Annotated in this window: 13 protein-coding genes; 12 read left to right on the top strand and 1 reads right to left on the bottom strand. The window is 59.8% G+C overall.

Annotation, left to right across the window (positions count from 1 at the left end):
• The first annotated feature begins 95 nt into the window (after positions 1-95).
• From NKH91_RS01205 to NKH91_RS01245, 9 genes are all read left to right on the top strand, one after another.
• Entirely contained in the window at positions 96-320 is a 225-nt protein-coding gene (locus tag NKH91_RS01205; RefSeq protein WP_352950950.1) for an aldehyde dehydrogenase family protein, read from the top strand.
• Positions 257-814, top strand: coding sequence for an aldehyde dehydrogenase family protein (locus NKH91_RS01210; RefSeq protein WP_352845664.1), 558 nt, complete (start codon positions 257-259; stop codon positions 812-814). The genes NKH91_RS01205 and NKH91_RS01210 overlap by 64 nt, the downstream gene beginning before the upstream one ends.
• Before the next feature lie 30 nt (positions 815-844).
• A complete protein-coding gene (locus NKH91_RS01215) occupies positions 845-1618 on the top strand; it encodes an aspartate/glutamate racemase family protein (protein WP_352565024.1) in 774 nt (257 codons plus the stop codon).
• Complete coding sequence (locus tag NKH91_RS01220) at positions 1605-2261, top strand: SDR family oxidoreductase (protein WP_352884434.1); 657 nt, start codon at positions 1605-1607, stop codon at positions 2259-2261. Before NKH91_RS01215 ends, NKH91_RS01220 begins: the two co-directional genes overlap by 14 nt.
• Before the next feature lie 395 nt (positions 2262-2656).
• Positions 2657-3556, top strand: coding sequence for a transporter substrate-binding domain-containing protein (locus NKH91_RS01225; protein WP_352845662.1), 900 nt, complete (start codon positions 2657-2659; stop codon positions 3554-3556).
• Between the two features lie 66 nt (positions 3557-3622).
• On the top strand, positions 3623-4297 hold the full coding sequence (locus NKH91_RS01230) for an amino acid ABC transporter permease (protein ID WP_352565019.1): 675 nt from the start codon (positions 3623-3625) through the stop codon (positions 4295-4297).
• Complete coding sequence (locus NKH91_RS01235) at positions 4294-4956, top strand: amino acid ABC transporter permease (RefSeq protein ID WP_352565017.1); 663 nt, start codon at positions 4294-4296, stop codon at positions 4954-4956. Before NKH91_RS01230 ends, NKH91_RS01235 begins: the two co-directional genes overlap by 4 nt.
• A gap of 87 nt (positions 4957-5043) precedes the next feature.
• Positions 5044-6477: an NAD-dependent succinate-semialdehyde dehydrogenase gene (locus NKH91_RS01240; RefSeq protein WP_352565015.1), complete on the top strand. Its 1434-nt coding sequence runs from the start codon at positions 5044-5046 to the stop codon at positions 6475-6477.
• Entirely contained in the window at positions 6470-7204 is a 735-nt protein-coding gene (locus tag NKH91_RS01245) for an SDR family oxidoreductase (RefSeq protein WP_352565014.1), read from the top strand. The genes NKH91_RS01240 and NKH91_RS01245 overlap by 8 nt, the downstream gene beginning before the upstream one ends.
• Positions 7205-7264: 60 nt before the next feature.
• Here the strand turns inward: NKH91_RS01245 and NKH91_RS01250 are convergent, their stop codons facing one another.
• Entirely contained in the window at positions 7265-8173 is a 909-nt protein-coding gene (locus NKH91_RS01250) for a LysR family transcriptional regulator (protein WP_352565012.1), read from the bottom strand.
• A gap of 418 nt (positions 8174-8591) precedes the next feature.
• Between NKH91_RS01250 and NKH91_RS01255 the strand changes: the two genes are divergently transcribed.
• From NKH91_RS01255 to NKH91_RS01265, 3 genes are all read left to right on the top strand, one after another.
• On the top strand, positions 8592-10316 hold the full coding sequence (locus NKH91_RS01255) for a GMC family oxidoreductase (protein WP_352565010.1): 1725 nt from the start codon (positions 8592-8594) through the stop codon (positions 10314-10316).
• Positions 10317-10340: 24 nt separating this feature from the next.
• Complete coding sequence (locus NKH91_RS01260; RefSeq protein WP_352565008.1) at positions 10341-11078, top strand: aspartate/glutamate racemase family protein; 738 nt, start codon at positions 10341-10343, stop codon at positions 11076-11078.
• 84 nt (positions 11079-11162) lie between these two features.
• Positions 11163-12905 carry a thiamine pyrophosphate-binding protein gene (locus NKH91_RS01265; protein WP_352565007.1) on the top strand — a complete coding sequence of 581 codons (1743 nt, stop codon included), beginning with the start codon at positions 11163-11165 and terminating at the stop codon, positions 12903-12905.
• The last annotated feature ends 46 nt before the right edge of the window (positions 12906-12951 follow it).

Genomic DNA, 12951 nt, shown 5'->3' on the forward strand with positions numbered 1-12951 from the left:
GAGCGCTCGATCGTCGAAGTGGTCGAGAACGCGAAGGTCGCCTGGCGGCGTTTCGCCATTCCACGCCCTTCGAGCGCAAGAGCCTGCTGCATGCACTGGCCGATCAGCTCGCTGGTGAAGCCGAGGCTTTTGCCGAAACAATTTCGAACGAGATGGGCAAGACGATCCGCGAGGCCAGGAACGAAGTCCGGCGTGCGCAAAACACGCTGCGGCTCTCCGGCGATGCCGCCGTGACATTGCATGGAGAAATCATACCATGCGCCATCGTCGCCGTCGCCCCCGACAAGCAGCCTACGTCACCCATCAATCGGTCGGCGTAGTCGGGGCAATCACGCCCTTCAACTATCCGCTCAATCTCCTCTGCCACAAGCTGGGGCCAGGCATCGCTGCCGGCGCCATCGTCGCAAAACCGTCGCCCAAGGCGCCGCTCGCGGCCGCCATGCTGGTCGAGGCGGCGAGGTATGCCGGGTTTCCGAGAAATCCATTCACGATCGTGCACGGCGGCGCGCAAGATGCGCTCGCGCTGGCTCGCTCGCCGATCGATTTGTTGAGTTTCACAGGCGGCCCGCAGACCGGCATGGCGCTCCGGAACAACACGCGCATCATCCGCTGTCTGATGGAGCTTGGCGGCAATGATCCGCTGATCGTCATGGCGGAAGCCGATCTGGAGAAGGCAGCCGACACGGCCGTTGAGCATCGCATGCCGCCGCTGTGTTGGAGCTCGTTCGCGAAGGACCGCTCAAACCAGGTTTCATCGCGCAGGAGGATATCGCTGCCTCCTCTCTCTTGCGAAACCGCGTCCTGGATCGGCTAGGAGCCGTGATCCCGAAAAATGGTGGTGAACATGTCGAATGAAACACGGACTGGCTCGTACGGCACGGTCTCCGATCTGGGAGTCGGCGTCTTGATGCTGGACACGCATTTTCGCCGGCGACGCGGCGATGTCGGCAACGCCTTGACCTGGTCCTTTCCGGTGCAGTTCAAGATCGTGCGCGAAGCGCGGCCTGAAAACGTCGTCGAGGGTGGCGCCGAGGGGCTGCTCGAACCCTTCATCGACGCCGCGCGGGAACTCGTGGATCTCGGGGTCAGCGGCATCACCACCAGTTGCGGCTTCCTGGCGGTATTCCAGCAGCAACTGGCGGCAGCCTTGCCGGTGCCGGTCGCAACCAGCAGCCTCCTGCAGATTCCGCTGATCGAGGCGATGCTGCCCAAAGGCAAGCGCGCAGGCATCCTGACTTTTTCAGCAGAATCCTTGGGCGCCCGTCATTTGCGCAGTGTCGGCGCGCGCGAGGACACGCCGATCGGCGGCCTGCCGGCCGACAGCCTGTTTCGATTGTTCTATGGCGATAAGCCTGCGGTTGCGGACTTCGACACGTTCGAAGCCGAAGCGGTGACAGCGGCTCTGAGGCTCGTCGAAAAGCATCCCGACATCGGCGCAATCGTATGCGAATGCACCAATCTGCCACCCCATTCGTCAGCGATCGCGGGTGCCACCGGATTGCCGGTGTTTGACATTGTCGGCTTCATCGAATGGTTCGCCAAAGGCCTCAGACCAACCGCTTTCGTCCAGACAGACGATAGCGGCCCATCCGGAAGACGAAGGCATGCCGGAGAATAGAAAGAAGGTCGTCATCGTCACCGCGGCAAGTTCAGGTCTCGGAGCAGGCACAGCCCGTGACCTTGCGGCCAGGGGTTGGAATGTCGTCCTTTTTGCCCGTTCGGAACGGGTCGAGAGCATGGCTGGCGAAATCGGCGGCTTGGCGGTTCGCGGCGACATTGCGTGTGAGGATGATCTTGCTGCGCTGGTCGGCACAGCTATCGATACTTTCGGCCGGATAGACGATCTTGTCCTCAGTACCGGCAATCCGGCGAAGGGCGGTCTCCACGATCTGACCCGGCGCGACTGGCACGAAGGGCTCTGCCTTGCGTTGCTGCCGCTTGTCAGCCTGACCCGATTGCTCGTTCCTGTCTTCAGCAGGGCTGGTTCAGGGTCAATCGTCACCATTTCGTCCCACGCCGCGACGCAGCCCAACGTGAAGTTCCCGATCTCCGGACCGCTGCGCAGCCGTCTCGAATTTTACAGGATGGCGGCGCGCGAACATGCGCATTTCGGGAATCGCATAAACCCTGTGATGCCCGGTTTCATAGACAACCGTGCCATCAGCGAGGAATGGCTGGCCAGGATTCCGGCAGGCCGCTACAGAACCATCGACGAACTCACGGGGGTCGTCGAATTTCTTCTTTCGGATGCCTCGGCCTAGGTCATAGGCCAGAACATCCTGGTCGACGGCGGCCTCGTCGGCGCGATTTGATTTTACCGTCATGTCGGCGATCTCGCACAGGACCGGCCATGGCCGGCCGACGAGAGCCAAACCGTCATTCCCGTCGTTGAACATCAAATCCTTATCCAGCTTTGCCGAAAAAATGCCGAAATCGGTCCGACCGTCGCCCGTCATGGACCGGCGACACCGTCACGCATTCTGGAAGAACCCGCCAATTCGGAAATCCAAGAAGGCAGATAGGTCCACCATTATATTTTGTATCGTCTAATAACCCAGCCTGCTCGATACTATGCAGGTAAAATAAAATAATTGGGAATTGTCCAAATTATGATCCTCGATACAGAGCAAATAACTCGTAACAATGGGAGAATATAATGGATAAATCGAAACGAGAATTACTTACGCTACTTCCTATCCTTGGCGGCGCGGCGATGATCAGCGCGGCGAATGTTTCTGGATCTGTCGCGCAGGAGCAGCCGGCGGGCGGTGAAAGTACGTGGGGCAAGATCATCAAGAGAGGAAGCATTCGCTTTGGCGCGGCCAATACCGAACCGTGGTACTTCAAGGACGTGAGCGGCAGCACGGAACCCGGCGGGGTTGAATCGAATGGCGTCGTCTGGCGCGGCGTATGCACTGCGCTTGCCAAGATGCTTGCCGACGCGATGGGCGTGAAGCTTGAATTGATCGAGACGACCTGGGGCACCGCGGTGGCCGGCCTGCAGGCAGACCAGTTCGATGTCATGCTGGCGCTTGACGGCACGCCGTTGCGCGCCCTGGCGATCGATTTCATCCCGGCCCAGATGGCCTGGAATCCTTTCAATGTGCTGGTCAGCGACGAATCGAACGTGGCCACATGGGGAGAGATGAACAAGCCCGATTTCGCCATTGCGGTGGTGCTGGGGACATCGATGGACCAGTTCATCTCGAGGCTGCTTCCCAACGCCAATGTCGTGCGTTTCCAGGAAGCGTCGCAAACTTACGCTGCCTTCCAGGCCGGTCGCGTCAACGGCATCACCGGCGCCGGTCCTGAGCTGGACCTGCTGCGCGACAAGCTGAAGACGGGCAAGGTCGTCATTCCCAAGCCGGTCTTCGCAATGCCTTCGGGCGGAGGCGTTCGCTATGACACGGATACCCGCCTGCGCGACTATCTCGCCACGTCGATAACCTATCTCTACCACTCGAGCGATATTCAGAATGCTTACGAAGATTACGTTCGCTATCGTGGAATGGACCCGGCCAAGACCATTCCGCTCATGCGCGAGAAAATGCTCTAGGGAGATAACGCGAAGGGGCGGCTCTACGCCCTTCGCCTTTCATGGCATCCTAAAGACCGAGGCGGCATGAATTACCAGTGGGATTTCGCAGTCATCCTGCGCAGCAACGGAATGCTGATTGGCGGGCTTCTCGGCACGCTCGACCTGACCATCATGACAGTCGTGATTGCAGCTCCGCTCGGTTTCCTCCTGTCTCTTGTGCTGCTTTCGCGACACAGAACTCCTCGCTTTATCGCGCGCTGTTTCGTCGACTTCTTTCGCACGTCGGCCTTGCTCGTGCTTATCATCTGGTTCTATTTCGCCTTCCCGATCGTCACCGGGCTGCGCGTCAACTCATTCCAAGCCGCAGCCCTGGCGCTTGGCCTTCAGAATGCCGCCTATCTTGCCGAGGTATTTCGCGCCGGAATCTCCTCGGTCGCACAAGGCCAATGGGAAGCAGCAAAGGCACTTGGCCTGCATCGGGTCCATGTCTTCTGTCTGGTGATCGCGCCACAGGCGCTTCGCAGCATCGCGCCGGTGCTCTTCAACGTCCTCACCGAGATCATAAAGGGCACCGCTTTGGCAGCAGCGATAGCCTATGGGGAGCTTTCCTTCGAGGCTTCGCGAATAGCATCATCGACCTACCGGCCGCTGGAAACCTATACGATCGTTGCAGCCATCTATTTTGCCCTCATCTTCCTGTTGAGCCAAGTCTTCAGACGCATCGAGATGCGAATGGCTGTCGGCGGGGCGGTGCGATGATCGCTTATCATTGGGACTTCACCACCGTCTGGAACAATGTCGGCTATCTGGGTTCCGGCCTTCTGGGAACGATTGTCCTTGCGGCGATCTGCCTTTTTTTCGGTGCCGGGATCGGTATGGGCCTTGGCGTCGCGTTGACGGCACGCAGCAGGACCCCACGTGTTTTCGCCCAGGTTTTTGTCGAGATATTCCGGGGCACGCCCGCGATGGTACAACTGCTGTGGATTTACTACGCGCTTCCCGTGCTCGTAGGCTTCCAGTTGTCGCCGTTCACCGCGGCCGTCATTGCCTTTTCGCTCTACAGTGCAAGTTACGTTGCCGGAATTTTCAAGGGCGGCATCGAGTCGGTTGGCAGCGGACAGCGCGAGGCTGCCAAATCGCTGGCTTTGACATATTTCCAGGAAATGCGGCTGATCGTGCTGCCGCAGGCTATTCGTCCCATGATCCCGGCGTTTTCCAACCAAGTCATGGAGATGGTGAAGCTGACGACGATCGCTTCGATCATAGCGTATGGCGAGTTGGTTATGCACACCAAGACGATTGCAGACCAGGAATTCCGGCCCATCGAGGCCTATACGACCCTGGCGATCCTGTTTTCCATTCTGCTGATCCCGCTGGCCTACCTGACCCTCTATCTGGAGAAGCGATTTTCTAGATAGCGATTGCCGCCCTGAAGCGAAGTTCCCGACGACCAACGTGCACAAATAGCGCCGCCCGTCAGGCCGGCGTTTCGAAAGGAGGATGCCATGATAAAACTTTACATCAACGGCCAATGGCGCGACGGGCAATCGAGTGGTGAAATCGCGGTGGGCAACCCCGCGACCGGAGAGCCCCTGGAAACGGTCGCGCGCGCAGAAGCCGGCGACATCGACGATGCCATTTCCGCGGCACAGGCGGCATTCGGGGTCTGGCGTTGCGTCAGCGCATATGACCGCTCGGCAATCCTGCGCAAGGCGGCGACGCTTTTGCGCGAACGCGCGCCGGCGATCGCACGTCTCATCACGCTGGAACAGGGCAAGCCAATTGCCGAGGCGCTTGCGGAAGTTTCCGTAACCGCCGATGTCATCGACTGGAGCGCCGAAGAAGGCCGCCGCACCTATGGCCGGATCATTCCGGCGCGGTCGCCTGGCGTGCGGCAACTCGTTTTGCGCGAGCCGGTGGGGATCATTGCGGCCTTCAGCCCGTGGAACTTTCCCGTCAACACCGCAGCCCTCAAAGTCGCCGCGGCGCTGGCCGCGGGATGCACGGTGATCCTGAAGGCCGCCGAAGAAACCCCCAGCGCGCCCGCAGCCCTGGTGAGCACCTTTGCAGAAGCAGGATTGCCGGCTGGTGCGCTCAACCTCGTCTATGGCGTTCCCAGTCAAATATCCGAGCGCCTGATTGCGGACCCGCGCGTGCGCAAACTGTCCTTCACCGGCTCGACCAATGTCGGACGCCGGCTTGCGTCGCTTGCCGGACAGCATTTGAAGCGAATGACCATGGAACTCGGCGGGCATGCGCCGGCGATCGTCTGCGGCGACGCGGACTGGACGCGCGCCGCGGAAATACTGAGCAACAAAAAGTATCGCAATGCCGGGCAGGTCTGCGGGTCGCCGACGCGCATTCTCGTCCATCGCGATGTTCATGAACGCTTCGTGGAACGCTTTGCCGAGCACACCGCTGCCATTCGGATAGGCGACGGCCTGGACCACGAAACGACGATGGGTCCGCTCGCCAACAGCCGTCGCGTCGATGCAATGGAAGCCTTCGTCGCAGACGCCACGTCCAAGGGTGCCAATCTGCACCATGGCGGGAGCCGGATTGGAAACAGCGGCTACTTCTTCGAACCCACCGTCCTGACAAACGTTCCCATCAACGCGTCCCCGATGAACATCGAGCCTTTCGGCCCACTCGCCTTGATTAACGCATTCGACGACATCGACGACGCGATCGAGGAAGCAAATCGTTTGCCATTCGGATTGGCCTCCTATGCCTACACGGCTTCGTCGAAGACGGCCATCGCCTTGAGCGACCGTATCGAAGCCGGGATGGTCTCGATCAATCATCATGGCCTTGGGCTGCCGGAACATCCTTTCGGCGGCATCAAGGAGAGCGGCCATGGCTCGGAAGGGGGCACGGAAGGCGTCGATGCCTACCTGACCACAAAGTTCGTGACCGAAGTCGGTGGGCTTGGTGCTTAGCTCCGGCCGGCTTGCACAGCGTCTGGCATGGGTGACCGGCGCGGGCAGCGGGATCGGCGAGCAGACCGCAATCGCACTGGCTTCGCAAGGCGCCAGAGTGGTTCTGACCGGACGTCGCATAGGCGAACTGGAGCGCGTGGCCGACAAGATTCGGGCAAATGCCGGTGAGGCCTGGATCATTCCTGGCGACCTGGCGGAGGGCCCAACCGTCCGGCGGATCGTTGGGGAAATCACAGCGCTCGGCCGACTGGACATCGTGGTCAACAATGTCGGCGTCAACATCCCGGAGCGAAGCTGGAGAGAACTCCGACCGGACACGGTCGAGTTCATGATCCACACCAACTTGACAATCGGCTTCCAGGTCGCCGCGGCAGCGCTGGATGTGATGCGCGACAGAGGCGGGCTCGGCCTGCTCATCCATATGGCCTCGTGGGCCGGCAGATATGTCGCCGAGCGTAGCGGAGCCGCCTATACAGCCTCAAAGCACGGCCTTGTGGCCATGAGCCGAAGTATCAATCTGGAAGAAAACGGTACCGGCATAAGATCCAGTGTCATTTGCCCGGCCGATGTCGCCACGCAATTTCTGTCGCAACGGCCGATCCCGCCCACCGACGCCGAAATGCAGGGTTTCCTGCAACCGTCCGACCTCGCCGATCTGATCGTCTATATCGCAACCTTGCCGAAGCACGTCCGGATAGACGAGGTCGTGTTGACTTCAGCCGGCTGACGGCGGTCGAAGCGGTTCTCGCTGATTGATCGGTCCCAAACGGTGTCCATCGAGCATGTCTCAGGAAGTGCGCTTCTCGACATCGAAAAAGACCGGAAAATTCCGTGTGCAGAGGGTCCTGAGCAGCGAAATATACTGATTCTTGGCGAGGTATTTTGCTTCGCCGAAATAGACGGGTATTTCCTTCAGCTCTTCCAGAACGACCGACGATACATGAGGTTCGGACCCGTCGACCGTCCATACCGGGAGGATGGCGAAACCCAGTCCCGCCTCGACACAGCGCTTGATGTTCGTGCTGGACGACGTCGATATGGCGACGCGAAGTTCCTCTCCATCCCGGCTTAACAGATCGAGCGCCATGTTGCGCAGCATGTGGCCGGGTTCGAATGCCACATAGGGCCGCCCGCTCGCCCATTCGGAAATGCTTGGTGAATCACGGGGCGACGGCCACGACGAAGGGTAGAGGAGAGAAAGCTTGTATGCACCCAGCGCGTATTGCTTGACTTCATCACCGACAAAGGGCCGCTCGGTCAGGAATGTATCCACCTGCCCGGTCTTCACCAGGTCGACAAGCGCGACATCGCGCTCATAGCAGATGATCTGGACATCGGGATAGACCGCGTTGAATTCGCGTATGATCTGCGGAAACAGATAGTAGAAAATCGCTTGCGGCATGCCGAAGCGAACAATCGGCCGCTCGCCATCGATCAGATGATTGAGCCGGCTCAGCATCGAGTCGAGTTCTGGCGCCAGCAGGTGGTAAAGAATCTTGCCGCGTGCCGTCAGCTCCGTCGCCTTGGCCCCCTGCTCGGAGATGACCAGCCTTTCCCCAAGCAGCTGTTCCAACCTGCGAATGTGGTTGGCGGCGGACTGATAGGAAATGTTCAGCTTTCTGGCGGCGGCCGAATAGGAGCCTTCCTTGGCCACCAGATGAAACGTCTGAACAAGGGTAAGGCTGACATCGCGCATTTCGCGCATTCCTTTGCATCAAAAACTGGCCTTTGCGTAAAAACTGGCCGCGTTGAGAGCGCCAAGATCATGGCGAGCGATTCCTAACCACCGGCATGCCGGCTGTCCAGCAGCCCGCCACGCCCGAAGGGTATTGGATGCTTGTGCCGGAATTGCGCGTTCAGGTCAGCATATCCAAGCAATGCGGGCTGCCTGCGCCAATCGTGCCCGGCCCGGTGCTCATGCGTCGGCAAGTTCCAAGCTTCCCAGTAGGACGCGCGGTCAAATTTGTATTCTTGAGGGTGTGTTTGGCCACTACGTTCGACGATAGAGAGGCAAAGCGTCGGTCGTTCGTGAGACGAACCATTCCTTTGTTCTCCCGAACAGTCGACCATGAGGTCCGACCCTGAGCCTCCGACACGCAACGCCGAAAGATCGAATGAAATACAGATACATCATCATCGGCGGCGGTTCCGCGGGGTGCGTCCTGGCCAACCGCCTGTCGCATTCCGGCAAGGAAACAGTTTGCCTGATCGAAGCAGGTCCGGACACGCCCCCGGAAAAAATGCCTCAGTCGATCTATGGCGATTCCTTCCTGCCGGACTACTTCAAGCCCAATCGCTATTGGACCGATCTGATCGCTTATGCCGACCCGATCGGCAACCGGTCGCCGCGCGAAGTCGAAGCGGAGATGAAGCCGCGCCGCTACGAGCAGGCGCGCGTCATGGGTGGCGGCTCGACGGTCAACGGCCAGGTTGCCATTCGTGGCCTGCCTTCAGATTACGACGAATGGGAACGGCTTGGCGCGCAAGGATGGTCGTATGCGGACTGCCTGCCCTTTTTCCAGAAGCTCGAAAACGACGTCGACTATCCCGACGCATCGACTTCCCGTCCTGGCCCCATTCCGATCCGGAGAACGTTTCCCAAGCATTGGAGCAGGTTCGCGCTTTCGATGCGCGATGCGGTAGGCGCCAAAGGCATACCCTATGTCGACGATTGTCATCAAAACCCCATCGACAGCTGCTTTCCATTCACGCGCAACAACCTCTATGACCATCGGGTGTCGTCGGCCTCGGGCTATCTCGACGAAGCGACAAGGGCGCGCAAGAATCTGACGATCCTGAGCGATTGCTTCGTCAAGTCGATCGAATTCGACGGCAAGGTCGCGCGCGGCGTTCAAGTTCGGCGAGCCGCCAACGTGGTCGAAAGTCTCGAGGCAGAAGAAATCATCATCTCGGCAGGTGCGCTTCATTCGCCGGCGATCCTGATGCGATCAGGCATCGGCCCCGCAGACCATCTGGCCGAGATGGGAATTCCTGTGCGTGCGAACAGGCCAGGCGTGGGACAAAATCTGCAGGACCATCCACTGATCGGTTTTGCGGTCCATCTGAAGCCACCCGGGATGATGCAGGACTACGTCAAAAGCAATCTGCTGATGCATATGCGGTGGAGTTCCGGGCATGACGGTTGCCCGCCGACCGACATGAAACTGACCGTTTCCGGTCGCTTTGCCTGGAGCGAGCTGGGCAAGCGGCTTGCCATGGTGAATTTTGGGCCCAACAAGGCCTTCTCCCGCGGGATGGTGAAGTTACGAAGCGCAAGTCCGGACGAGCATCCGTTCATTGCCTTCAACTATCTATCCGATCAGCGCGATTTGCAGCGGATGAAGGCAACCGCGATCTGGCTAAGCAAAATCCTGATGAGCCAGCCGGTGAGCACAGTGGTGCACAGTTTCTGGCCCGGCATCTACGCCGACTCCATACGCAACCTGGCCGCCAAGACCTGGGTGAACGGAGCCAAGACGCGACTTGCGGCGTCTTTCCTCGACCATGGCGGTATTGCGCGTAGCTTCATCCTCGGAAAAGCCGTGGACAAGCGTTTCCCGCTTGATCGCGTGCTCACCGACGAAACCGTGCTGGAAGCATGGCTCCGGGCGGGAGTGCAGGGCGATTGGCATGCCTGCGGCACGTGCCGGATGGGCAACGAGCGCGACGCTGGCGCGGTCGTCGACGCGTCGGGGAAGGTCTACGGTGTCCAAGGGCTTCGGGTCATCGACGCATCCGTCATGCCTTCGGTTCCGTGCGCCACCACGAATCTGACCACGATGATGATCGCCGAGAAGATGGCGCATCAGACCCTGACAGCGGACAAAGTGGCCGTTTGAAATATCCGATGGAGAGCCAAGCCAATGCCGATATACAAGGGCCGGCGCGGAGCTGTCAGCTACGGCCACGACATCGGAGTTCTGATGATCGATTGCTTCAATCCGTTCATTCCCGGCGATGTCGGAAACGCCTGTACGTACGACTATCCGGTTCTTTACCACGAGGTCCCGGATGTGACGATCAAACGCCTTCTCGATGAAGGCGATCTGTCCTTGACGCCGAACGTCATCGAGGCCGCTCGCCATCTCGAGAGGCAGGGGGTCAGGGCCATTACCAGCGATTGCGGTTACATGCTGCACTTCCAGGATGTCGTCGCCGACGCAGTCAAAATACCGGTCATGCTTTCAAGCCTGCTGCAATTGCCCTTCATCGCATCCACTCTTGGCCGCCAGCAGTCCATCGGCATTATCTGCGCCAACTCTGTCCGGCTGTCCGAGGACATGCTGGAGAAGGCTTTCCCTTACCGGAACCGACAGCTGTTCGTCGCCGGCATGGAGGGCAAAGCGGGCTTTCGTGGCGGGATTCTGGAAGAGAACGGCATCATCGACAGCGAAGCGGTGGAGCAGGAACTCGTCGAAGTCGGGCGCGATCTCTTGCGTGACAATCCGGCCATCGGCGCGATTCTTCTCGAATGCTCGAACCTGCCGCCTTATGCCCAGGCGCTTCAGCGGGCAGTGGGCCTGCCGGTCTTCGACTTCATCACGATGATAGACCAGATGCGCGGAGCCTGCTTTCGACGAAGCTTCTCTGGCTCTTACTGAAGACACGATCAACCACGCTCGGCGGATGGCCTCGGTCGGTGAATTCGAGCCTCCTCGATTCAATTCCTGGAAGGATTACCTGAAATGAACGGTGCAGATGCATTGGTGACGATGCTCCACGACTATGGCGTGGATGTCATATTCGGCGTGCCCGGCGACACCAATGTCGCTCTCTACCAGGCACTCAAACACACCAAGGACGCGCCGTTGCATGTGGTGTGCCGGGACGAGCGCTCTGCTGTTTTCATGGCGGATTGTTATGCCCGCCTGTCGGGCAAGCCAGGCGTGGCCGAGGTTCCTAGCGGAGCAGGCGCGATGTACGGGCTGCCTGGCATCGCCGAAGCCAACAAATCGTCCGTGCCTGTCATCCTGCTGGTCAACGACATCCCCCAGGCCGGCGTGGGGCGCGGTACGCTGACGGAGTTGCCAATCGAAGCAATGTTCCGTCCGATCTCGAAACATGCCGAAACCCTCAACCGTGTCGAGAAACTGCCGGAAACCATCCGCCGAGCCTTCCGCATAGCCACGGGTGGCCGCCCGGGCGCGGTCGTTCTGGCATTGCCTGAAAACCTGCTTTACGAAGATCTGCCGGCGACGCCTCAGATGTTGCGAATCGAGCCACAATGCCGTGCAGCGCCCGCGTTCCGGGTGCGGCCGGAAGAAGAAAAGATCCATGGTGCCGTCAAAGCGCTGCTGTCGGCCAAGCGCCCGCTGATCGTAGCTGGTGGCGGAGCCAACCGATCCGGTGCGGGAGAAAGCATCGTCAGGCTGGCCCAGCATCTGGATATTCCCGTCGCGACGACGATCACGGGCCAAGGGGTGATTAACGACGACCATCGGCTCGCGGTCGGCATCATCGGCGACAATGGCTTTCATCCTCATGCCATCTGGGCGCTCGGCCAGGCTGATCTCGTTGTCTATGTCGGCTGCCGGATGGGGTCCGTCGCGACCATGAACTGGAAATGGCCACCGGCCAACAATGGCGCGAAGATCATCCAGGTCGATCTCGATCCCGAAACCCTCGCCAACACCTACGACGTCGATTTCCCGTTGATGGGAGATGCCGCGGCATCGATCGATTGCTTCATCGCCGAGACGAAGTCGCAGGGTACGCGCTCCCGTGAATGGGTCGACAAGATCAACCTTCGCCGGACCGAGTTCTGGCAAACCGCCCAAATCGACCTGCAGAACGATCAGACGCCGATCCGGCCCGAACGCATCATGGACGCGATCAACCGGCATTTGCCGGCAAAATCCCATGTCGTATCGGACGCCGGCACGCCGACGCCCTACTCCACCCGCTTCCTGAAGCTGACAAATCCGGGATCGAAGCTGATCATTCCTCGCTTTTTCGGGGGGCTCGGCTATGCCATTCCCGCAGTTGTCGGCGCCCATTTCGCGGCTCCCGAAATGCGTCCCGTCGCGCTTTTTGGTGACGGCTCGCTAGGCATGTCCGCAGGAGAGCTGGAAACGCTGGCGCGCCTGCGGATTCCGGCCGTGCTCATCCACTTCAACAATGGATGTTTCGGATGGATAAAGGCGCTTCAACGCGTCATGCACAATGGCCCAGACAATGACGGAACGTTCGGCGTGGAATTCGGTCGCTATGACATGAGCAAGCTGGCCGCCGTGTACGGCATCCGCAATTTCCGGGTGGATACGGCAGAAGAACTCGAAAGCGCATTGCACGAGGCGTTTGCGCTGGACGAACCCTGCTTCATCGATATCGCGGTGGAGTCCATCGCCGACCGACTTCCACCGGTCTATTCCTGGCTGACGAAGGTCGGCGTGAACCCGGAAATTGTCGGCGTCCAAGCCAGCTTTTAGCCAACGATCGGCGGATCGCCTCTCGGCAAGGCGAAACTGATCCTGC

Source organism: Mesorhizobium sp. M0894, from assembly GCF_040319725.1.
GTDB lineage: Bacteria > Pseudomonadota > Alphaproteobacteria > Rhizobiales > Rhizobiaceae > Mesorhizobium.

What these genes read in the sequence shown, in the direction of transcription:
- NKH91_RS01240 (WP_352565015.1), top strand. Translation starts at nt 5,044, where the DNA reads ATGATAAAACTTTACATCAACGGCCAATGGCGCGACGGGCAATCGAGT.
- NKH91_RS01220 (WP_352884434.1), top strand. Translation starts at nt 1,605, where the DNA reads ATGCCGGAGAATAGAAAGAAGGTCGTCATCGTCACCGCGGCAAGTTCA.
- NKH91_RS01235 (WP_352565017.1), top strand. Translation starts at nt 4,294, where the DNA reads ATGATCGCTTATCATTGGGACTTCACCACCGTCTGGAACAATGTCGGC.
- NKH91_RS01260 (WP_352565008.1), top strand. Translation starts at nt 10,341, where the DNA reads ATGCCGATATACAAGGGCCGGCGCGGAGCTGTCAGCTACGGCCACGAC.
- NKH91_RS01225 (WP_352845662.1), top strand. Translation starts at nt 2,657, where the DNA reads ATGGATAAATCGAAACGAGAATTACTTACGCTACTTCCTATCCTTGGC.
- NKH91_RS01265 (WP_352565007.1), top strand. Translation starts at nt 11,163, where the DNA reads ATGAACGGTGCAGATGCATTGGTGACGATGCTCCACGACTATGGCGTG.
- NKH91_RS01250 (WP_352565012.1), bottom strand. Translation starts at nt 8,173, where the DNA reads ATGCGCGATGTCAGCCTTACCCTTGTTCAGACGTTTCATCTGGTGGCC.
- NKH91_RS01255 (WP_352565010.1), top strand. Translation starts at nt 8,592, where the DNA reads ATGAAATACAGATACATCATCATCGGCGGCGGTTCCGCGGGGTGCGTC.
- NKH91_RS01230 (WP_352565019.1), top strand. Translation starts at nt 3,623, where the DNA reads ATGAATTACCAGTGGGATTTCGCAGTCATCCTGCGCAGCAACGGAATG.
- NKH91_RS01215 (WP_352565024.1), top strand. Translation starts at nt 845, where the DNA reads ATGTCGAATGAAACACGGACTGGCTCGTACGGCACGGTCTCCGATCTG.
- NKH91_RS01210 (WP_352845664.1), top strand. Translation starts at nt 257, where the DNA reads ATGCGCCATCGTCGCCGTCGCCCCCGACAAGCAGCCTACGTCACCCAT.